Annotated in this window: 23 protein-coding genes; 3 read left to right on the forward strand and 20 right to left on the reverse strand. The window is 51.5% G+C overall.

The window, feature by feature from the left end; genetic code table 11:
• The first annotated feature begins 6 nt into the window (after positions 1–6).
• The 3 genes from HU175_RS06190 (at position 7) to HU175_RS06200 (ending at position 2,101) form a co-directional block, all read left to right on the forward strand.
• Complete coding sequence (locus HU175_RS06190; protein ID WP_176565756.1) at positions 7–447, forward strand: septal ring lytic transglycosylase RlpA family protein; 441 nt, start codon at positions 7–9, stop codon at positions 445–447.
• 128 nt (positions 448–575) lie between these two features.
• On the forward strand, positions 576–1,487 hold the full coding sequence (locus tag HU175_RS06195) for a DUF58 domain-containing protein (protein WP_176565757.1): 912 nt from the start codon (positions 576–578) through the stop codon (positions 1,485–1,487).
• 134 nt (positions 1,488–1,621) lie between these two features.
• Positions 1,622–2,101 (forward strand): glutathione peroxidase, encoded by a 480-nt coding sequence (locus HU175_RS06200; protein ID WP_176565758.1) that lies wholly within the window; start codon positions 1,622–1,624, stop codon positions 2,099–2,101.
• Positions 2,102–2,163: 62 nt separating this feature from the next.
• Here HU175_RS06200 and HU175_RS06205 read toward each other — a convergent pair whose 3' ends face one another.
• The 20 genes from HU175_RS06205 to HU175_RS06300 form a co-directional block, all read right to left on the reverse strand.
• The gene (locus tag HU175_RS06205; RefSeq protein ID WP_176565759.1) at positions 2,164–3,597 is read right to left on the reverse strand and encodes a TlpA family protein disulfide reductase; all 1,434 of its coding nucleotides are present in this window, start codon (positions 3,595–3,597) and stop codon (positions 2,164–2,166) included.
• A 191-nt stretch (positions 3,598–3,788) separates the two neighbouring features.
• Positions 3,789–4,763, reverse strand: a complete 975-nt coding sequence (pfkA, locus tag HU175_RS06210; protein ID WP_176565760.1) for a 6-phosphofructokinase — start codon at positions 4,761–4,763, stop codon at positions 3,789–3,791.
• A gap of 292 nt (positions 4,764–5,055) precedes the next feature.
• The gene (locus HU175_RS06215; protein ID WP_176565761.1) at positions 5,056–5,997 is read right to left on the reverse strand and encodes a LamG domain-containing protein; all 942 of its coding nucleotides are present in this window, start codon (positions 5,995–5,997) and stop codon (positions 5,056–5,058) included.
• 140 nt (positions 5,998–6,137) lie between these two features.
• The gene (locus HU175_RS06220) at positions 6,138–6,920 is read right to left on the reverse strand and encodes a glycosyltransferase family 2 protein (protein WP_176565762.1); all 783 of its coding nucleotides are present in this window, start codon (positions 6,918–6,920) and stop codon (positions 6,138–6,140) included.
• A gap of 54 nt (positions 6,921–6,974) precedes the next feature.
• Positions 6,975–8,264, reverse strand: coding sequence for a glycosyltransferase family 4 protein (locus tag HU175_RS06225; protein WP_176565763.1), 1,290 nt, complete (start codon positions 8,262–8,264; stop codon positions 6,975–6,977).
• Positions 8,261–9,232, reverse strand: a complete 972-nt coding sequence (locus tag HU175_RS06230) for a hypothetical protein (protein ID WP_176565764.1) — start codon at positions 9,230–9,232, stop codon at positions 8,261–8,263. Before HU175_RS06230 ends, HU175_RS06225 begins: the two co-directional genes overlap by 4 nt.
• Positions 9,233–9,260: 28 nt before the next feature.
• Positions 9,261–10,067, reverse strand: a complete 807-nt coding sequence (locus HU175_RS06235) for an FkbM family methyltransferase (protein WP_176565765.1) — start codon at positions 10,065–10,067, stop codon at positions 9,261–9,263.
• Positions 10,068–10,080: 13 nt separating this feature from the next.
• Positions 10,081–11,586, reverse strand: a complete 1,506-nt coding sequence (locus HU175_RS06240; RefSeq protein WP_176565766.1) for a lipopolysaccharide biosynthesis protein — start codon at positions 11,584–11,586, stop codon at positions 10,081–10,083.
• Between the two features lie 91 nt (positions 11,587–11,677).
• Complete coding sequence (gene pseI / locus HU175_RS06245; protein ID WP_176565767.1) at positions 11,678–12,730, reverse strand: pseudaminic acid synthase; 1,053 nt, start codon at positions 12,728–12,730, stop codon at positions 11,678–11,680.
• A gap of 94 nt (positions 12,731–12,824) precedes the next feature.
• Positions 12,825–13,385, reverse strand: a complete 561-nt coding sequence (pseH, locus tag HU175_RS06250) for a UDP-4-amino-4,6-dideoxy-N-acetyl-beta-L-altrosamine N-acetyltransferase (RefSeq protein WP_176565768.1) — start codon at positions 13,383–13,385, stop codon at positions 12,825–12,827.
• 18 nt (positions 13,386–13,403) lie between these two features.
• Positions 13,404–14,423, reverse strand: coding sequence for a UDP-2,4-diacetamido-2,4,6-trideoxy-beta-L-altropyranose hydrolase (gene pseG, locus HU175_RS06255; protein WP_176565769.1), 1,020 nt, complete (start codon positions 14,421–14,423; stop codon positions 13,404–13,406).
• Positions 14,416–15,117, reverse strand: coding sequence for a pseudaminic acid cytidylyltransferase (pseF, locus tag HU175_RS06260; protein ID WP_176565770.1), 702 nt, complete (start codon positions 15,115–15,117; stop codon positions 14,416–14,418). Before pseF ends, pseG begins: the two co-directional genes overlap by 8 nt.
• Complete coding sequence (gene pseC, locus HU175_RS06265) at positions 15,114–16,295, reverse strand: UDP-4-amino-4,6-dideoxy-N-acetyl-beta-L-altrosamine transaminase (protein ID WP_176565771.1); 1,182 nt, start codon at positions 16,293–16,295, stop codon at positions 15,114–15,116. Before pseC ends, pseF begins: the two co-directional genes overlap by 4 nt.
• Positions 16,282–16,725 carry a hypothetical protein gene (locus HU175_RS06270; RefSeq protein WP_176565772.1) on the reverse strand — a complete coding sequence of 148 codons (444 nt, stop codon included), beginning with the start codon at positions 16,723–16,725 and terminating at the stop codon, positions 16,282–16,284. The genes pseC and HU175_RS06270 overlap by 14 nt, the downstream gene beginning before the upstream one ends.
• Before the next feature lie 8 nt (positions 16,726–16,733).
• Complete coding sequence (locus tag HU175_RS06275; RefSeq protein WP_176565773.1) at positions 16,734–17,135, reverse strand: helix-turn-helix domain-containing protein; 402 nt, start codon at positions 17,133–17,135, stop codon at positions 16,734–16,736.
• Positions 17,132–17,524 (reverse strand): hypothetical protein, encoded by a 393-nt coding sequence (locus HU175_RS06280; RefSeq protein WP_176565774.1) that lies wholly within the window; start codon positions 17,522–17,524, stop codon positions 17,132–17,134. Before HU175_RS06280 ends, HU175_RS06275 begins: the two co-directional genes overlap by 4 nt.
• Before the next feature lie 97 nt (positions 17,525–17,621).
• Positions 17,622–18,638 carry a UDP-N-acetylglucosamine 4,6-dehydratase (inverting) gene (gene pseB, locus HU175_RS06285; RefSeq protein ID WP_176565775.1) on the reverse strand — a complete coding sequence of 339 codons (1,017 nt, stop codon included), beginning with the start codon at positions 18,636–18,638 and terminating at the stop codon, positions 17,622–17,624.
• Between the two features lie 10 nt (positions 18,639–18,648).
• The gene (locus HU175_RS06290; protein WP_176565776.1) at positions 18,649–19,575 is read right to left on the reverse strand and encodes a hypothetical protein; all 927 of its coding nucleotides are present in this window, start codon (positions 19,573–19,575) and stop codon (positions 18,649–18,651) included.
• Between the two features lie 83 nt (positions 19,576–19,658).
• Positions 19,659–20,609 (reverse strand): GNAT family N-acetyltransferase, encoded by a 951-nt coding sequence (locus HU175_RS06295; protein WP_228724341.1) that lies wholly within the window; start codon positions 20,607–20,609, stop codon positions 19,659–19,661.
• Positions 20,610–20,635: 26 nt separating this feature from the next.
• Entirely contained in the window at positions 20,636–21,520 is an 885-nt protein-coding gene (locus HU175_RS06300) for a Ppx/GppA phosphatase family protein (protein ID WP_176565777.1), read from the reverse strand.
• Positions 21,521–21,626: the final 106 nt, after the last annotated feature.

Genomic DNA, 21,626 nt, shown 5'->3' on the forward strand with positions numbered 1-21,626 from the left:
AGCTGTATGAGTTTAATCGTATCCCTTATGCTGTTTTTTAACGGCATGAAGTCGGTGGAGGCTCTCCCGAGCCTCATACAGAAAGGCAAAGCGTCTTTTTACTCCAAAAAATTCAATGGTCGCAAGACCGCATACGGTGAGCGTGTCGACGCCGAAACACTGGCCGGAGCCCACCGTTCATTTCCGAAGAACACCTTGGTCGAAGTTACAAACCTCGACAATCAGCGTTCGGTAATTGTACGAATCAATGACCGTGGTCCTTTCGCCAAAGGCCGCGTTATCGATCTGACCCACGCGGCCGCCCGCGCCCTGGGGATGATCTCATCGGGAGTCGCTAATGTGTCGCTCCGGGTTGTTGGAAAAGGGAATGCCGTTGCTCTGGCCCCCATTGCCAATACATTCGATGCACCTGTCGATTATCAGCCTATGCTACAGCCTGTACTCTAACGAATACCAGCAGCATCGCGGCAAAACCGCTCAATACGTTCCGGCGTTACGCAATTCTCCGGATGTATTGAGCGGTTCTTTTTTGCAATACGGTTGACAAAGGGCAAAACTTTGACAACATTTAAAGAATGAAAGAGCCCTTAAATCTAAGTCAGGTACGTTCGTTCGGGAATGTCGAATTCTTAGCCCGTCAGATGGTCGAAGGATTCATTACGGGGCTGCATAAGTCGCCGTTCCACGGGTTCTCCGTTGAGTTTGCCGAACACCGTCTGTATAACATGGGCGAAACCACGCGCTACATCGACTGGAAGGTATATGGCAAGACTGAAAAGCTGTTTGTTAAACGCTACGAGGAGGAAACGAACCTGCGCTGCCACCTGCTGATCGATACGTCGTCGTCGATGTATTACCCGGAAACTGGCTACGGTAAGATGACGTTCAGCGTGATGGCGGCCGCCTGTCTGGCTTACATGCTGCAGCGGCAGAAAGACGCCGTGAGCCTGACTACCTTCGCCGATTCAATTGAGGTACAAACGCCTATTAAGTCGACCCCGTCTCACGTTCATAAGCTTTTCACGCAACTCGATCAGTTGATGCAGCAGCCCAAACCGCTGCGCAAAACGTCGGCGGCTGAAGTCATTCACCAGGTGGCGGAGAAAATTAATAAGCGCTCGCTGGTTGTCATTTTCAGTGACATGTTCGAGAACGTTGAGAAATCAGACGCGCTTTTCTCGGCGCTGCAACACCTGCGGCACAATCTGCACGAAGTTCTGATTTTCCACGTAACGGATAAAAAAACCGAAGAAGACTTCGCGTTCGACGAGCGGCCCTATGAATTCGTTGACCTGGAAACGGGTGAAATTGTGAAAGCCCAGCCGAACCAAATCCGGGAGACGTACCAGCAGGCTGTAAAATCCTATTTCCAGGATCTGAAAATGCGTTGCGGTCAATACAAGATCGATTTCATTGAGGCCGACATCGCCCAGGGCTTCGACCAGATACTGACGGCGTACCTGGTTAAGCGAACAAAGATGAAATAGGAGCAAAGGGAGGAGAGGAGGATGGAGGAAAGGAAGTAAAACCAGAGCACTTTGCTACGTATCAAATGCTTCATAACTCTTTGTTCTATAGCAGACATTAAAGGGCTTTAGCCCGGCGCCTGAAACACTAGAAAATGGAAAGCGAATTTTATCAATTGTCAGCCCGGACGCCCCAGGGAGCTGAACTGCCCATGGCTGATTTCGAAGGAAAGGCGGTGCTGATTGTCAACACGGCTACGAAATGCGGGTTGGCCCCGCAGTTTGAAGGACTGGAGGCTCTACACCAGAAGTATAAAGACCGGGGGCTGGTGGTACTTGGCTTCCCCTGCGATCAGTTTCGGGATCAGGAGCCGGAAACTAACGAGACGATGGAGCAGGTCTGTAAGATCAACCACGGTGTTACGTTCACGCTAACCCAGAAATGCGACGTGAACGGCCCCAACACGCAACCCGTTTTTAAATACCTGAAAAACGAGTTAGGCGGTTTCCTGAATGATGCGATCAAATGGAATTTTACCAAATTTCTGATCGACCGAAGCGGGAAGCCTTACAAGCGATACGCGCCTATTACCAAACCCGAAGCAATCGAGAAAGATATCCAGAAGCTGCTTTAAAGACAACAGTACTGCTTCAATGCGAAGAAGGTCTTGGTTCATGAACCAAGACCTTCTCTCGTTTATTTCTTTACACTTGCCTTGGCCGTAGCAGATGCCTGCTGCTGGCGTTTCTGGAAGAGGATGAAATCCTCAATCTGCTCAACGGGTAACTTGCGCGCCAGAATTTTCTTGTTCTTGTCCAGGATGTACACAGTAGGGGTCGTCCACACGTCGTACTGCTTCTGGTAGTTGGTCTTGGCGGTGTAGTCATACCCGTTGATGGCTTTTCCCAGCTTAAACTCCCGGATAAACTTTTTCCATTCTTCCGGCGTCTGCGCAGTCGCGACAGCCACAACTTCTACGCCTTTGCCTTTGTAATCGTCCACAAACTTTTTCAGTTTAGGAGCACTCTCGCGGCAGTGACCGCAGTGGGGGTCGAAGAAATACACGACGGTGTAGTCTGCTTTCAGATTGGCCAGTGAGACCGGCCGTCCTAACGTATCACTGACAGTTGGCGGCACCATTGTTTTGCCAACCAGCGTCGGTTTGAGCGTAGCCACCCGTTCACCAATCTGTTTCAGCACCGAGGGATCGGCCACTTCCATTTCTCCCGTAGCGTAGTACTTCTCGAACATGTGAACGTACAGGCCATCTGTTCCCATCACCGTTGGGCGTTCGTACTGACTGGTAAGGTACCAGATGATATACGATTTGATCTCCTTGTTTTTACCGGCCTTGGCCCGGCCGACTAGAAAGTCCGCTTCTTTGATGAGTGAGTCGGGTTGCTGCACGGTCAATTCTTTCACGTAACGTTCGAGCTTGCGCTGCAACACTGGCGACCGAATAAAGCGCTCGTCGGAGAAGTCAAAATCATCCCAGAAGTGTTTCTTAAAGTAATTAAACACCCAGACCGAGTCAGGCCGGCCATTGGCGGCTTTGGGCGCAGTGGGCACTTCAGGTTCAGCCGTTGCTTTGAGCAGCTTGACGGCAAATGTACCCGTATTGTCTTTTAGGAACTGCGTGCGGTACGTCTGCGCCTGTTGCTGCAGATCGCTCATCTGCTTGGCACGGGCAGTGGCGTCAATACCCTTCTGCGCGTTCATGGCCTGAATACCCTCGTACATCTTGCCAAGTTGCTGCTGGTATGCGTAAAAGAGTTCGTTTTCTTTCGAACCAGTCACCTTCATGTGTTGAATCACGTTGGCCGTATCGGTTGAGAAAGAAAATTCCTGATCACTGTCCAGAATGAGTTCGATATATCGGTTTTTCGGTGCTACGGCAATGTAAAGACCTTCGGGAAGCTTATCGGACGTTTCAAAAACGAAGTTACCAGCTCCATCGACCCGGGCCGTATCTTTAGGAATGTACTGCGTTGAGCCGTAATAGTGGGCCAGTACGCAGGTGGTATCTTTCAGCCCCGTGATGTGGCCACTTATTTTTGCCCCACCCGATTGGGCATGAGCAGTCGTTAGCAGAAGGACGCCCAGAAAGGCAGACAATAAGAAGGTTTTCATACAGGCAGGTAAATAATCGCGCAGCTGACTAGTAACAAATTTACGCGATTCGCAACGGATTTTCATCGGTTAGAAAACGCTGATCATGACCTGCCTAGTCTATAGGCGTGAAAAAAGGAAAGGGTAGTCAGGTACGGAGTTGTGATTAGCTACTCCCTACCTGACTACCCTGTGTATAAAATCGCTCTTTTTTACACGCTCAGAATTTTCACCATACGTAGCAGATCCTCGCTGATCGGCTTCGGCAGACGAATCGTATCTTTAAAGGGTGTGTAAACCAGTTCATTGTTAACAACCCCCGCCATTACGTTCTTTTCCCCGGCCATCAGACCTTCCAGGGCGCCAAGGCCAAGGCGACTGGCTAGAATCCGGTCGTAGGCGGTTGGAATACCACCCCGTTGGATGTGCCCCAGGGTAGTGACCCGCATGTCGACGCCCTTCCCCACTTCTTCACGGATTTTTTCGGCAATCACCGTACCGTTACCGGCTTCTTCGCCTTCGGCGATGACGATGATGGACGATGATTTCTGACGGCTCCAGCCTGCTTTCAGCGTTTCGACGACCTCCGACAGGGGTGTCAGCACTTCTGGTACCATAACCAGCTCGGCACCGCCCGCAATGCCCGACTGAATAGCAATGTATCCTGAATCACGGCCCATGACTTCGATAAAGAAAACCCGGTCGTGGGAATCAGCCGTATCCCGGATTTTGTCGATAGCTTCCAGAGCGGTGTTAACGGCCGTATCGAAACCAATGGTATGGTCGGTACCGTAAAGGTCATTGTCGATGGTACCCGGTGCGCCTACGGTTGGAATACCGTATTCATCATAGAAAAGCGTAGCGCCAGTAAACGTACCGTTACCACCAATGGCAATAAGTCCTTCGATACCAAAACGCTGCAGTTGCTCGTGGGCTTTGGCGCGGCCTTCCGGCGTCATGAATTCTTTACTACGGGCCGACTTCAGGATGGTTCCTCCCCGCTGAACAATATTACTGACGGAATGGGAAGACATCTGAAAAATATCGCCGTTTATCATCCCGCTGTACCCCCGGCGGATACCAAATACTTCGATACCGTGGTAGACCGCTCCCCGAACAACGGCTCGGATACAAGCGTTCATACCTGGAGCATCGCCACCCGAGGTGAAAACAGCTATTCGTTTCATAGGTTAAGTCAATTTTTTAGCAAAATTTTGTCAAAAAGGTCCAGAGCTGCGGAATAAATCGCGCAAATTTATCCGCATTTCAGAATCTTAAGGCATTCCACGGACAATTATCACGCTTCAATACTGCACTTTTCCGAAAAGGACCAGTTTGCCGGTGCAAATTTATCAGGATTGCCCGGTATCAGTCGATGCAAGTCGACTTTTAACGCTCAAATTATAAAAACCTTAACCTAATTCTCGCACAAAAAACGGTTAAATCAGGCTTCTCCCTCCTTTGGATCAACAGGAAATTCTAACGCGGAGCTAACAATAACCGCCCGCCCGCACCGTAAGTCAACCGAGCTGCTTTATCGATATACACCCGCAACGCGTTTGCATGGAAAGCGGCTGGAACAGTAATCTCGTGCCGTACCTGAACGGCATCAGTTGCCGTTGGAACACAGCCGCAGGACCATACCGTGGGATCGTTCCAGCTGCCATTCCGAAGCGAAACATAAGGCTGGGAAGTAATAGGATACAGCGTAAAATCGGTCTGGCAGGTGGTTGCCTGATACAGCACCCGGACTTCTGCGTCGGACAGGACGCCCCGGTACACGCGTACATCATCAATGGCTCCGGAAAAGAACTGAATGAGCGATCTGGGATTAGGACGTGCTCCGATGCAGGCACGTAATTCGCCGGAGTACGTCAGCGGACCGGGAGGGGTAACCGCGAGCGTCTTGACGCGCTCACCGTTCAGGTAGAGAATGAACTCGTTCGCGGCTCGGATAGCCGTTAAATGAATCCATACGTTCGTACCAACGGACTGGGTTGTAATAATGGAACCGGGCGTATTATACAAAAAAAAATTCCAGACGGGGCCACCGTAGTCGGGATTGTTGGCTAATGTCAGACACTGATTGGGTTCGCCAAACGAAAAGATGGTATAAGCCTCCCAGGCGGAAGGAAACGAAGCTGGTTTTACCCAAGCTGATAGCGTATACGTAGGATTGGTGAATGGTGCCGCGGGTAAGTCGATGAATGAACTTCCATCGAAGAAATACGCGCTGTTTGGATTCCCGAATCGGTCGTTGGTCAGCGTTGCTCCAACAACGGTGCCGCTGTTGGGGCCAAAACCGTCTTGAGCGTTGCCTGAAAATGTATAACAGGCGACCAACTGGCTGGAGGCCTGACCAAAACAGTACGTAAAAAACGTATTGAGACAAAGAAAAAGTAGCAGTAAACGGTAGGTCATTGGGCTGAATGAAAAAGTGGAAAATAAAAAAAAGCTATCACTTACTCATATGCAACTAGTGACATGATAAAATTGAGCAGCATTGTTGAAAACAGGCTGCCGAAGAAGATTTTTGCCTCAAGATATGCCGGGCATTCGTACTATCGGCTATCAGCTTTGTGCGGTAGCTGACGTACGGGGAGCTGCCGCTTGAAACGCCAGGCACGCCAGCTAATTCGACCATGATTGAACACCGTCGGGAGCCAGCCAAAATGCGTAACGAGTACCTTGAATCGGTCGGTCAGCGACCGCCGGTGCTGCTGAACCGACAAACCGCCAACCAAATATTTGCAAAGAACAAACGGCAAAAATTCGACCAGTCCAGCCTTTTTCAGGCAGCGGATTTCCCAGTCTAGATCGGCGCTGAGGTTGTGAATATCATAGTCCGGTGCTATACTGCGTTTCGCCACAAATGCCTGGTGACAGACTTTCATGCCCAGCGCCATGTCAGTCCATTTGAGGCTGTGGGGAAGCATATGGGGCGTAACCACGCTGCGTAACCCAACCGGCGAACCGTCGTTCTGAACGAATAGAGCATCGCTGTAATAGACACCGGCTCCTGTCTGCTGAATGCGTTCCAGTAAACCTTGTAACGTTTCTTCGTCATATAGTTCATCCCCGGCGTTCATGAACCAGACGTAATCACCCGTCGCCAGATGGAGCCCTTTGTTCATGGCGTCATAAAGTCCGCTGTCCGGCTCCGAGATCCAGCGCGAAATGTGTTTCTCATATCGCTGGACAATATCCAGCGTCCCATCCGTTGAGCCACCATCAATGATGATGTACTCGTAATCCGTAGCGGTTTGCCGCAGTACGCTCTCAACCGTGCGCTCCAGAAAACGCCCGGCGTTGTAGGTGATGGTGATGATAGAAACGGTGGGCATGAAGGTCAAAGAGCGAAAGAATGAATGAGTGAAAGAGCGGTTTTCCGGATGGCTTCACTCATTCACTCTTTCGCTCATTAATTTCTGATACAACATGATATGCTTCCCCGCGACGACTGCTTCCGAAAAGCGGGCTTCCGCGGATTGACGGGCGTTCTGACGGATGACGGTCGAGTTGGCGTGAGTTAGCACGAAAGCCAGGCCATCGGCCAGCTCCTGCGCGGAGCCGACGGCTGCCAGATAACCATTCTGTTCGTGGTCGATCATTTCGGGAATACCGCCCGTCTGGAAAGCAACGACCGGTGTGCCACAAGCCAGTGACTCAATAACCGTGTTCGGTAGATTATCCTCCAGTGACGGGACAACCATCACGTCGGCGGCATTATAGGCAGCCACAATATCATCGGCGCTCGTCAGAATTCCCAGGTGCCGTATGGGGTAGGGTAGTTCATTGAACAGGTACGAGCGTCCTTTGCCGAAGACGAGAATTTCGGGCGCTAGTTCCGGGTGTTGCCGGTGGAGTAACGTGAGCGCTTCGGCGAAATAGGCAAAGCCTTTGCGAAGGTCTGTTACGTTCGCGCTGCCGAATAGAATCCGAAGCTTACCCGTATCCGCCAATTCCAGATACGTAGTGGCCTGCTTTCGATCGACGGGGCAGAAAATGGACTGATCGATGGCGTAAGGAATAACCGTAAACGGTGCATCTTTCAGCAAGGCACTATTCTGACCGGATTGCGCCAGCCAGTGGCTGGGGGGCGTAAAATGAATACGTGAGTTTTGAAAAAGCGTCTTTTTCTTCTCAAAAACCCGGTACGACAGGTCATGTGGCCCCGGCTTCTTCAGGTAAGGACAATTGTGGCAATGCGTCAGAAAATGATCGCAGCCACGTGAATAATGACAGCCCCCCGTAAACGCCCACTGATCGTGCAGCGTCCAGACCATAGGTTTTCCCAGATCCGCCAGCGCCTGAATATCGGGCATGGCCAGATACCCAAAATTGATCCAGTGCAGATGCAGTACGTCGGCCTGCTGGACAGCGGGGTGAAAGGTCAGATTTGTGCCGAACACAGCGGGCGAAAATTGAAACCGCACCGAACTGTCCCGCTCGAAGGGCAGAAAATAAAGCCGTTCTGCCACAAACCGGCCAAAGGCGGTCTGTTCGGCCAGGATGTTGTTGGCCAGATAGCTAACACCCTCGGCGGGGCGGTGCTTCTCCTGCCGGTTCGACGTCCCGACGAGCATGGTACTATCGACACCAACGTTCAGCAACGCCTGATGCAGCCGTTTGGCGGCTACGGCCGCGCCACCGAAGAGGTGATAGGTGCTCAGGTGTGTGACTCTCACCGGCCCAGAAGTTGATCAAATTTCTTCACAACTTCGGGCCAGAAACCAAGCCCAAACACGCGTCCCCAGATGCGACGGCGGGAGTACGTTTCCATCTCCGAAAAGATCGGGTCCTGAAAACGAGCTTTGGCTTTCTGCGTCAGGATGAGCGCAAAGCCGTGCTGCTTCAGCGTCGTAGCAAACACCCAACCCAGCAACAGATCGCGCTGGGTAAGTAGCGTATCATCCGCAAACTGGTTCAGGTACGTCATTTCGCCCCAAACGGCGCTGTTCCTGAGCGAGAAGAGAACGAATTTCTTAATCAGCGGCTGGCTGCTGAAACTATCCAGCAGGGCGGGCGTAATGCGGGGAGAACCTTTTGGCAGTAGTTCGGCCAGCCAGTGACTACCCGTTTCATCCATGTATTGCAGCACCCGGAATAGTTTGTCCTCGCCGTCGTAAATCGACGCAATACCTGGTTCAAACTCAGCCGTGAGGACACGTCTGGAGCGTTCGGGGCCGAGGTCGCGGAACAGCCGTAAGTCTGTTCCCTGAGAATCGGTTTTGAACCAGTCTACCCGGTTGATGTTCAGACTATCGAGCGTCGAGCGCAGGCTTCGTGTCTTGAGCTGCACCACTTTTGTGGGCTCAAACTTGGGCGCAAACGCATACTCCTGAATCAGATCGGGCCGGGGTTTGAGCAGGCTGGAGCAGTGGGGTGAAACGGTCAGGTAGAAATTTCGCGTGTCGGCCTCGGTACCCGTCGGGCTGCTTTCGGTAACGATATGGTTGAACGTGTACAGCTTCCGGAAATGGCTGGATTCGCTTTCAACGTAACCGAAATCGCGGTCATCGGCATCGAAGGCAATGCAGATGGCGTATTTAGCAAACGTTTTCCAGCGGGTATGTAATTGTCCCGACGCGCCAATATCCACCAGCACGGGTGGTTCAGTCTGAAATTCAGGACGGGAAAGAATCGTATCGATCATGCAGCAGACGTCATCAGGCTAGTGATGACTAATTTCTATACGCAAAGATATTCAATTGTAAATCCATGCTGTCATTACCCCGATAGCGATGGTTGACGAGGGGCGCATGTCGGTATTGGCTGGTATTGATGTAATACCGAAATCCGCTGGTCTCCAGTACCTGAATCACTTCGGCCAGCGTTTGCGGATGATCAAGGTAGGCGTGAAATTCCACGAACATATTCTGCACGTGTGCCAGCGCGTCGCGGCAGTCGGTCAGCACCGCCGTTTCGGCCCCTTCAATATCCATCTTGAGCATGTCAATCCGGGTTTCGCGCAGGAGGTAATCACGCAACCGGACGGAGGGAACCAGTTTCTGATCGGTCAGGGAGTAAATCGACGCCGAATCGGCCTGGTCACTGCCGAACATGATACCGTTTTCGTTCGTCCAGACGGCTTTGGTCACGACCTCAACGCCCGTGATCTGGTTTCGGCGCAGGTTGTCCTGTAGGATCTGGCTGATTGGCTCGTCGGCCTCGAACGCGACGATACGTGCCCTGGGGTACTGCTGATGAAAATACGCGATGCTGGTTCCTACGTTCGTACCACAGTCGAAAATGACAGGCTGTTGCTGCGTTGTATAGAAGCGGTAGAACTCATCCACGAAAATTTCCCGAAACTGCCACATAAACGACAGCGCATCGGGTACCCGGAACTGAAACCGACCGAACGTAACGTCGGTGAGCTGATTGCGGGGCTTACCACCGTACTGTATGGCCAGCCACAGCAGCCGGCGCCCTTCGGCCGAGCGTAGAAGCCGGGCGGCTTCGGTGAACAGGAATTTAAAGAACCACATGGGTAAATAAGCGTTAAGGTCTGCGGAAACGGTTAATAATACCGGTTACGGTCTGATTGATGTCCGGCGATACGTTGAACAGCAGAATTAATCCCCCAAAGGAACCTGTTATCAGTGCTGAACGCCAGGTAATATCCAGTATTTTTTGCCAGATAGGCGCCCCAGTCGCCGGATACGGAATTTGTACCGATGCCCACCAGACTAATAAAGCCACAACGATTACTGCACCATTTCGCCACGAAAAAGGCTGCATCTTGAACGCAAATCCGACGAAAAGCGTCCGGGCCAGGTTGTAAAGTAACGTAGCCAACGCAGCACCGATAGCGGCTCCGTTAATACCAAACCGCGGAAGCAGGTAGTAATTGACGGCAATGGTAATAAACGTAAGGGCAACGAAAAAGAACGTATCATAAATGTAGTAACGGGACGTGTAGAGGATTGTACCGTTCACGCCCGTTGCCATATCGATCAGTTTACCCAGGCCGAGCCACAAAATGACGTAGTAGCCCGCTTCGTAGCCACGGCCAGCAGGGAGTAAGCCAAACACGTTGGGTAGGTTGGCCGCTACGCCGATAAAAACCAGGCAGCCCGCAATGAGCTGATTCAAACAGCTCTTGCGGTAAATATTCATAATATTTTGGGTATCGTTCACTTTCCAGGATTCGGCAATCAGTGTTCCTGAAACCTTGTACAGGGCCGTCGCCGGGATGGCAATGACGGCGGCAAAATAGGAGGCAGTACTGTAAATACCCGTTGCGGCCAACCCCTGTGCATCGTGTACCATCACTTTATCGATTGTCCAGATAATCTGCGTCGATAGGGCGGAGGTGAACGTTAGACCCGCATAGCGCATCATGTTTCGGCGTAGTTCGGGCGTTACAGAAACGTAGCGACGACTTAGGAACAGGGCTTCGTCGCGGATGACGCTGCCAATCATGAAAACCAGCGGCAGAAAGAACGCCAGCATCCAGACGCCCAGAAACTGCGGAAACGTAACCCAGCCTAACCAATACAAAACGCCAGCCACCAGAACGAGGAGTCGTTGCACAAACTGCTGGAGCATCGTCCCCGTAACGGGGTCGTAAAGCAGTCGGGCGTAGTTGTCGAAGACGGTAAAATAGACGGTAAACAGTGTCAGCGGGATCAAGAGAAAATAGTAATCCACGAACAGCGCCGACTGTTTTTGATAGTATGAAACTACCCAAGGACGCGCTAGCCACAGCGCTAGGGCACAAATGCAGAAACCTATAAGCGTTGATAAGCTGACAATCAGCAGGTAGCCATTATGCTGTCGCTCAGCGTTGCGGAAGTACGGGAAATAACGTCCTCCCGCGCCGTTCAGACCCAGATTGGAGGCCTGGGCCAGCACCTGCGCCAGCGAAATTAGCAGTGATAATAAGCCTATTTCTGCTACACCGAATATATAAGGAAAAAATATCCCCTGCGTCAGAAAACCAATGCCTACTCCCACGTAGGAGTAGATGGAACTCTGAATCGTCTGGCGTTTGATTATACCCATCAGCTAAAATGAGCGAATGAGTGAATGAGTGAATGAGTGAATAGCCGTCCGGCTAAAGAAGCTTGCGCCAGCTATTCGCTCATTCGCTCATTCACTCATTCGCAATTAAATTCCACCCCAGCGCCGTGCCGGCCTGGATGTCAGTGGTGGCTGTTTTGCCAAGGATGTCGTCGTAGTAGCGCGTGTGCAAACCGTTGGCGGGGCGGATGCTGCGCACATTCTCGGCGGTGAAGGCTTCCCCGGCTTTTACGTCCTTAACAACGTAGAGCGACCGCTTGAATTGGAGGCTGTTGCATTCCTTGGGTGTCAGCGTATAATTGACTTGTCCCATTGCCAGATAGGCACGCTCGGTTTCGATAACGAGGCTCTTCAACTCGTCCGGTTCCAGCGAGAAAGCGGAATCGACACCCCCATCGGCTCGCCGTAACGTAACGTGCTTTTCGATGACGACAGCGCCCAGCGCCACGGCTGCCACGGCGGCACCGATTCCCATCGTATGATCAGACAAACCAACCGGTACGTCGAACAGCTGCCGCATGTGTGGAATGGTGAGCAGGTTTGTTGTCTCGGGCGTAGCCGGGTACGTACTGGTGCATTTGAGCAGGATCAGGTCTTTACAACCGTGTTCGCGCAGCACCTTCACCGACTCGTCCAGATCCGCAACCGAGGACACGCCCGTACTCATGATGACAGGTTTCCCCGTTTGGGCCACCTTTTTGAGGAGGATATGATCCGTGTTTTCGAAGGACGCAATTTTGTAAAAGGGTACGTCGAGCGACTCCAGAAAGTCAACGGCCGTCGTGTCGAAAGGCGAGCTGAACGCCACCATGCCCCGCTTTTGGGCGTGGTCAAAAATGGGCTTGTGCCACTCCCAGGGCGTATACGCTTCGGCGTAGAGTTTGTATAAGTTTTTGTCGGCCCAGAGCGACTTGGCGTCGCGGATGTAAAACTCTTCGGCTGCGCCGTTGAACGTTATTGTATCCGGGGTATAGGTTTGCAGCTTGAGGGCGTGGGCGCCCGCATCGGCGACGGCATCCACGATTTCCAGCGCCCGTTCGAGCGACTGATTGTGATTTCCCGACATTTCGGCAATGACGAAAGGCCGGGCACCGAGTAAGTGATCTCTAACGTTACTATCGTTCATGAAAGCAGAAACCATCCAATAGAAAAGACAAAATTAGCGCTTAAGACGGCTATCTACTAATTGGAACAGCAACCTGTTCCGTTTAGTCCCCCACTTAGCTTCCTGCGGGGAGTTCGCCACGGTATATTTTGCTTTTCATACTAGGGCGATAGACGTCCCACTCTTGCTTGAGCAGCGCTAGGCCAACCACATCGTGCCAGGTGCCATCTTTTTTGACGTGTTGCCGGTAATACGCTTCCCGCCGGAAACCAAACTTTTCGTGCATGGCAATCACTTTATCGTTGAACGTCAGTACTTCGCAGCGAAGTTTATTGAGTTTCAATTCGTTAAAGACGTATTCCAGTACGTTAAATTCAATCTTGGCACCAAGGCCTGCCCCGCGAATATTGGTGTCGCCTAGATAAAAAGCCCAGTAACAGCTGCTTAGCGTCTTACTAATACCGGTTAACGAAGCCAGACCAATCTTTTGATCATTGTATTCAATGACCCAGTATCGGGACGTTGGGTCGTGTTCAACTTGGGCAAACCAGGCCGCCTGTTGCTCGGCTGTAATCTCATTACTGGTGTACATGTACTGGGCCACCTCGGGCGAGTTACGCCAGGTACGTACCAGTTCAATATCGTCGCTGGTAAGAGGAATCAAACTAATGTCCATTGTCGTAAAGAGTTATATCTAGCTGGCAGCCAGTGTTTCGAAAAGTGTACCAATACGTTTGCCCGACTGCCCATCGAAAAAGCGAGCCTGGTTCGTCAAACTCTGGTTGACCTCGGAAGGCGAAATTTGCAATACCGATGTCAAATCGGCGGGGGCAAAATCTTTCTCCAGCACCCGTAAGGCAATTTGCTGCTCGTTATAAAAGTCGCGAAGACCTATCTGATTATCAGCCGTAATAATTCCCACGAACGGACGCCCAACGGTGGCCACCTCGTACGAAACCGTACTACAGGAAACTACCGCCAGATCGCACGCCCGAATGCTGTCAACCATCTGCTGCGGGGAAAGATTGACAAGTAGTCGAACGCCCTGCTGACGTAACGACTCAAAGCTCGCTCTGTGTGGATTTGCTGCTCCCAGGATGACATGAATCTCGTCGATGGCCGCTTGCGTCAGCAGGCTATTGACAACGCGCAGGCTGCAGTTGTCCGGATCGGCCCCGCCCAGATTGACGAGTATTGTCTTCGGGCGAAAATGGCTAACCGACGCTCCGGACCGATGGGTAGCGGCCTCCAGAATTGGTTTTCGGAGTAGTGCGTAGTCTGTTCCAAGCAAAAACTGGGTATATGGTTCTGCCTGGTAGACTTCCCGAGTAGCCATACCGCCGTGATTGATGACAACGTCGGCATACTGATGCCAGGCTGCCAGATCGTCAACAGCCACCAACGTACTACCTGTTTGCTTAATGGCTCGCTGATAAGCAGCCTGAAATGAGTAGCCGTCGAGTACAACTACATCCCTGCTGGTTAGCTGACTGGCAAACAGAGCCGCGTCGGCCTGGTAGTCGGTCGTTTCGGGAAGAACAATAAGGTCGAATCGGTGTAGTAAGTCCCGGACCGCGGGCGTTGGCTGCTGAATGGCGAACGTCAGCGTCCGGCCGGTACCAACCATTTCGGCAATGGCGGTACAACGCATTACGTGGCCTAAGCCAATTCGCGCGTTACCGTCAGCGCGAAAAACGATGCGCTTGTCAGTCATTGGGGATCAGGTTATGCAGCAGGCGATACTTGAATTCGGCGACTTTCCAGTCGGTTTCCGTATCGATGTCGTGCGCGTGCATTTCGTCGATCACAACGCCACCCGCCGTCAAACCCGCCAGTTGCCGCTCCTGCTGAAGCCGCGCTACGTTAAACCAGTACAACTGACCGGCATCATGGTACATGGGTTCCAGGTCCTGCGACCGGAGCAGAAATGAGTCGGGCTGAGCCCAGGACAGCAGATCGTCTTTCAGTTTAAACGCCCGTTGAATGGGAAACGAAAACGGCTGAACCGGATAAACGATATCGACCTGCTTGTTCTTAAGTACTGAATAGGTTTCGGTAAGCAGTGCTTGACTAACGAACGGAGCGGTGGGGTAAATGCAGCACAGCGACTGAAATGTCTTGCCAAGACCCTCGTACGCATCGACCACTTCCAGAATTACGTCAATCGTTGACGAGTAATCATCAGCCGTTTCAACCGAACGCATAAACGGAACCGACGCCCCGTACTGCCGCGCTATATCGGCAATTTCGGCGTCATCCGTCGAGACCATTACGTCGTCAAACAAACCGGACGCCAGCGCGGCTTCAATGCCGTAAGCCATGATGGGTTTACCCAGAAATGGCCGGATGTTCTTGCGGGGAATCCGTTTGCTGCCGCCCCGCGCTGTAATGACCGCTACGTTGTTCATTGGCCGATAAACTCGTTCACCGACGCAATGACATAATCCTGTTCATCGCGCGTCAGCGTCGGAAACAGGGGCAGGCTTAGACATTGCGCATAATACTGTTCCGCCTTGGGAAAGTCACCTGGCTGCCAGCCCTGCTCCCGGTAGTACGGCATCAGATGAACGGGAATGTAGTGTACCTGCGCCATGATGTTACGGGACCGCAAGAAGTCGTACAAACCTTTCCGGTCAGCTACCTGAATAACGTACAGGTGATAGGCATGACCAACACCCGCAGGCGGCACAATGATCGTTACGTTTGCCTCGGCAAAGGCTTCGTCGTACCGTTTTGCCAGTGCCTGCCGCTGATCCAGCATCTCGTCGGCCCGTTGAAGCTGACTGTTGCCCAGCGCGGCCTGGAAATCGGTCAGCCGGTAGTTGTAGCCCAGTTCCTGCATCTGCATATACCAGCCACCACGTTCGGGTTCGCCGGGGTATAGCTCGGTAAAGTCGCCGGGTTTGTTGGTGATGCCGTGTGTCCGGAGTCGGAGCAGGTGATTGTATAAATTTTCGTCGTTGGTAGTAATCATGCCCCCTTCGCCTGCCGCAATGTGCTTAACAGGGTGAAAGCTAAAAATCGCCAGGTCAGCCAGCGAACTATCGCCACAGCGGTGCACTGTTCCGGCTGCGTCCGTAAAGGAAGCACCCGGCGCGTGGCAGCTGTCTTCCAGCAGCCATAGCCCATACTCGTCGGCTAGCTCTCGAAAAGCGGCCATATCGACCGGATAACCGGCAAAGTCAACCGGAATGATACCCGAAAAATAGCCCTTCGGGTGTTTCTCCAGCAACGCCCGAACCGCGTTAACGTCCAGCAACGCCGTTTCCGGGTCGATGTCAGCAAAGTGAACCTCGCCACCGCAGTACCGGACGCAGTTGGCCGAGGCCGAGAACGTAATAGGCGACGTAATGACCCGCGTACCAGCAGCTACGCCCAGTGCCAGGCAGCACAGATGCAGCGCGGCCGTACCATTAGCCACAGCTATAGCATACTGACTGCCTACATAGTGCGCAAACGCCGTTTCAAACTGAGCGATATGCGGTCCCTGCGTCAGGTAAGGACCGCGCAGTACGTCGGCCACCGCAGCAATGTCCTCTTCCGTAATGTGCTGGCGGCCGTAAGGAATGGGCTTATTTTCTTGCACTAGTCAAACTGTTAAGTACTATTTGGTTTGAATCAATGATCGGTAAATAGCACTTCGCTAAACCTGTACCTGTAGTCTTTGTAACCAAGATTCCCCGAATAGTTGGAACTATGATGTTGAAAAGAAAGGATAGTAGGCTTTTCTCGAAAATGTATTTCTCGCTTTCAAACCTGAAAATCTCAGAGAAGTTATCAACAAAAAAGGAAGTCTCGTTTGTATATCTAAGAACAGTATTAGCATTATCTGTCTCGTAGGCATGTACAAATTCAACGACTGTTGTCAGGGTAACTGTTTTTGTGTCACCATCAGCAACCATATCTTTCTCCTCGACACGAATCCCTAATTGCGTAGGGCTTATTTCATAGTTTGACTGAATGTAAAAATCTACGTCTCTAATAGATTCTATCCGCAGGTTGATGTGTTTTTCCATAAAACGAGTTAGGCTATCTGTCGCTTCGAATTAAGAGTAGTCTCACTTGAGTCGTTTGTATAGGATAAGGATTGAAGTTGATCTCCAGCAATAATGGCTTTGAAGGGACGGTGAGGCCCTACTGTGTCAGAAGTAATGGTTTCTTCAGAATTATCATTGTGGAGGTCTGTATACTGAATATCTGGACCCTTCCCAATCGCCAATGAAAGATCGACTAATTTGCTGATTTTGTGATCAAAGTCACCGTTGAGTATTTGAGATACGTATCCTTTGGTAACCCCAAGCTTCTCCGCTAGTTGTGTACGGGATAAATTATTTTCACCCATATACTTTTCAATTTGATTGAATAAATCAAGCTGAATTTTTGCGATCCAATATTCGCGACTTTGAATAAGCTGATCCCGTGTCATGACCCTATCGAGTTAAGATATTGTTGCTTCAGCGAACGAAACCGTCTGAAGTCTGATTTCTGCGTTGTTTTAAAGCCACACAAGATTATCAGCTTTCCGCCTTCTTTTTTTATAGCGTAAATGCGCAGATGCTTCGATTTGAACTCGTATTCTTTTACCCGTTCGCCATCCGGAGTCACGTCCCTAAACTTCGTGTTAGGCAACGATTTGCCGTCGCTCACGTAATTCATGTACGTGATCAACGTCCTGAATTCACTAAAAGAGCGTTTGTCAGTTTCTTCTAATGTTTGCTCAAAAGCCGTCAACTGGCCTATCCCATCAATTTCCAGTTCATCTAGTTCCTGTTTTGCTTGAACAGCATCTACTTTGCGAACTGTAAATATAGCCATGAGGGTTTAGTTTGAGCTAAACAAATTATCTTGATTTATAATTTTACGCTCCAGAATTGAGCTTTACCAAAGCCAACTCGTGAAGTCTATGAATTCTTTATATCGTAAATGTAGGGTCAACGTGTTCCCGAACCTGATCCCGTAATTCGTCGACCGTAAGCCAGTCGGTGTTAGTGCCGGAATTATATTTGAAGCCCATGTCTACCTGCTTTCCATCGAACGCCTTGATGTAATCATCCATGCTCCAGGTGGGTGTCGATGGCGTGATGACGTAATAACTGGCCGTTTCGATGGTGTTCAGCGAGTCGGTTTCGGTGATCATCTCTTCGTGTAATTTCTCGCCCGGCCGGATGCCCACCAGTTTCTGCTCGCAGTCGGGACCGATGGCCGTGGCTACGTCGGTGATGCGGTATGATGGAATTTTGGGCACGTAAATCTCACCGCCCCAGGCGTGTTCGAGTGCGTACAGTACCATCTCAACGCCTTCTTCCAGTGAGATGTTGAAGCGCGTCATGTCGGGGTGGGTGATAGGTAGAATGCCGTCTTTCCGCTTTTCCAGGAAGAACGGCACGACCGACCCCCGCGAACCGATCACGTTACCGTAACGCACAACCGAAAACCGCAGATCGCGGCTGCCTTTCATGTTATTGGCTGCTACGAAGAGCTTATCAGAGCACAATTTAGTGGCCCCGTAGAGGTTGATGGGAGCCGCAGCTTTGTCCGTCGAGAGGGCCACTACGCGCTTAACGCCGTTGTCCATAGCTGCATTGATCACGTTCTCGGCACCGAACACGTTGGTTTTGATGCACTCCATCGGGTTGTACTCGGCCGCCGGAACCTGCTTCAGCGCAGCCGCGTGGATGATAATATCTATCCCTTCACAGGCCCGTTTCAATCGCTCGGCATCACGTACGTCGCCGATGAAAAAGCGAATGGACTTGTAGGTCGACTGCGGATAGTACTGCGCCATTTCAAACTGCTTCAGTTCGTCGCGGGAATAAATGACCAAGCGTTTCAGGTTGGGGTAACGCTGGTAGACCATTTCAACGAACTTCTTGCCAAACGAGCCGGTACCGCCCGTAATCAGAATCGATTTATCGGTTAAATCAAGCATAATCTATTGGTCATGAATGGCTTGTGATAAAGCCAGTTTTGGATGTAGTGAGCGTGGCCGGTGTCGCCCGGTCAAACGCGTCGATGTAACTTTTGGCGCTGGCGTTCAGGATCGTTACGCCCCGATGATCGGCATAATCGCGCAGAACTTCGTAGCCACGAAATACTTTGTGTAAGGATAAAAACTGGGCCGCCATCGAAAACGTGCGCTGCCGCTGTGCGTCGGAATAAACGGGCTGGTGCGTGACGTCTTTGGGCTTGTCGTAGAAATGGATCTGTTTGATCAGCAGCTGATTCTGTTCGTTCAGCCGGATCTGCTCGTGCCAGGACGTATCGGCACCGAAAAGGTATATTTTCCGGAACTGCTGATTGATCATCAGCGTCAGCGCGGCAACAATTACTGTCTGAGCGCGGGGCATGCCCAGCCCTTTTTCGTAGAGCCAGTACGTGAGCCAGCGGAAGCCACTGACAACGGTATAGTTGAAATGGACGACCCTAATGTTTGGGTTCCGGCTGATTTGACTGAGCAGGTACGACTGTTTCGCGAAATGCGGTACGTAAAGCGTCATGGGCCAGGTAACCTGCTCGCTGAACACCATCAGCGTCCGGCGAATGTCTTCGCGGTCGGTCGTCTGCTCGGTAAAAACAAAATAGTTCGGGTCGGAAATGACGTAGTGCTGGGGCTGTAGCTGAATAAAGACGTCGGCGTGCGCGAAGTTATTGACGCACACAATATCGGTCTGGCGAATGAAATCCAGGTGATCGCGTAGCGAGTCGGCCAGCGAAGGACCATTACCCAGCACCGAGCAAACACCATCCTTCCGCACCGGAAGCCGGGTAGCATGAGGACTTCGGAGAGCGGCTTTGATGAGCGACAACAGCGAGGTAATCAGCTCGCTCAGAAATCTATTTAGAGAATTGAAACCTGTTTCCAGCATGGAATCGGCCACCGAACGGGGCGGCCTTTTTTCTACAAAAGAACGAAAAAAAACGGCAGGCTCGTATCGATTGGTTTTCAGGCCTAAAGGGCTTTCCTGAAAACGTATTTGGGCGACTCCTTTGCCCCCAGGTTTTGTTTGAACCGGGCCAGGCTGGCTTTGGGCTGGTGGGTGCTGTCGAGGGCCATACCCAGGTCCAGCAATGAAATCGTTTCGCGTTGACAATACGCATACACGCCGTCCAGCAGCATAACCATGGGGCTGAAGGCATGATAAGCCGGGAGCGATGCCGGCAGGAAATTATACAGGATGTCGTGCCGAACGCGAACGGTTATGGTCAGGGCAATCAGTTGGGCGTCGTCGCGCAGGGTGAAAACCAAAAACTGATCGGGGAACGTAGCGAGCAGATGAAGTAGCTGCTCCGGTGGGAGACTGAGCTGGTAGCTAAGCTGAGCATACGTATCGAGCAGGAAGTTGATGACAATGGCTGAGTCGTATTGTTGCCAGTGCGCAAACTGGAAATTCCCCCGCCGGCATTTTCGCAGGCGACGACGTTCTGAAGCTGTAATGTCTTGAGCAAAAGATCGGTTGGTAATAGGAAGATAGAACGTCGGATGCGATTTGATTAATGAACAACCTGATGCCTGCAACAGAGTTAGTAGTCGATCGGTCTGGCTGGGGGCGTAACAGCGTGGGTAATGAACGAGTGTCAACATCCGGCAGCCAGCCAGCTTTGCTTCGGTAAAAAGCTGGTTAACGAACACTTCCAGGACATCATCCGGGAGATATTCGTCAAATTCAACCGAGCCAAACGGGGCCGCACCGGGGCTTATGGCCTTTTCATTCTTGATAAAAAAAGCACACCGGGCCACAATCTGCTGGGTCGCCTGATTGACAACCAGCATCAGATAGTAAGGCCCAGAATATTGCTGACGGAGATGCACTGGTTCATTGAAAAAGAACCCAGCCTGATAAAAAGGAAGCCCTGGCGTTACGTCAGGGCTTGTGTGTCGTTCGATGGTGTATTGTGACAATGACGTATCGAGCGGATAAGGGGAAATTACACGCGCTTTTTCTTCTGTAACTGCGAGTAAACCAACTGCATAATCCCGTCCTTAAGTCCCAGATCTGGCACGATGATCTGTTTGGCTCCCGCCCATTTCATTACTGAAATATAGATATCGGCGGCAGGAATGATCACGTCGGCCCGGTCGGCGTTCAGGCGGAGTTTGTTGATGCGATCTTCCTGGCTGTAACCGGCAATGTAATGACGTATCCGTTCGATCTCGTCGATGCTTGTTTCCGTGTCCGACGTTTTCGACGCCAGGTTGAACAGTTTACTGATGTTACCACCGGTACCAACGGCGATGACCTCCCGCGATGTATCGACGTTATCCTCCACCCAGTCCTCAATTTTCCGCCAGGCGCCTTTGGTCTCCTTTCCTTCGAGCAGCCGGACGGAGCCGATCTTGAACGATTTGGAGTTGACCTTCTCGCGGTTGATATACAGGTTCAGCTCGGTGCTGCCTCCGCCCACATCAATGTGCAGAAACTGCCGGTCGTCCAGCGCCTGCACCACGACGTCGTTGATCAGTTCGGCTTCCTTCTGGCCATCGATAATGTGAATTTTCACGCCCGTCGATGCCTCGATGCGTTTGGCAATTTCGGGGCCATTTTCGGCTTCGCGCATGGCCGACGTAGCGCAGGCCATATAAGCCTCCACCTCGTGCAATTCCATCAGGAGCTTATAGACCTGCATAAGCTTGGCCGTACGGGCTTCACTTTCGGGCGTTAATTTGCCGTAATTAAAAACATCGTGGCCGAGCCGAAGTGGAAACCGGACGTACTCCACTTTTTTAAAGCTAACCACATCATCGTTGTGGAGCACTGTTGAAATCTGTAGCCGAGCTGCGTTGGAACCGATATCGATAGCTGCTAGTTTCATCTGAGATAGTGAACGTGTGAAATCAGGAAAGAGCGGAGCAAAGCGAAAAAATTTGTAACCCGCCTTGCCTGTGAGTCGGGCGTAAGCCCGGTATACGTTGATGAAC

It is taken from the genome of Spirosoma sp. KUDC1026 (assembly GCF_013375035.1).
Taxonomy (GTDB): Bacteria; Bacteroidota; Bacteroidia; order Cytophagales; family Spirosomataceae; genus Spirosoma.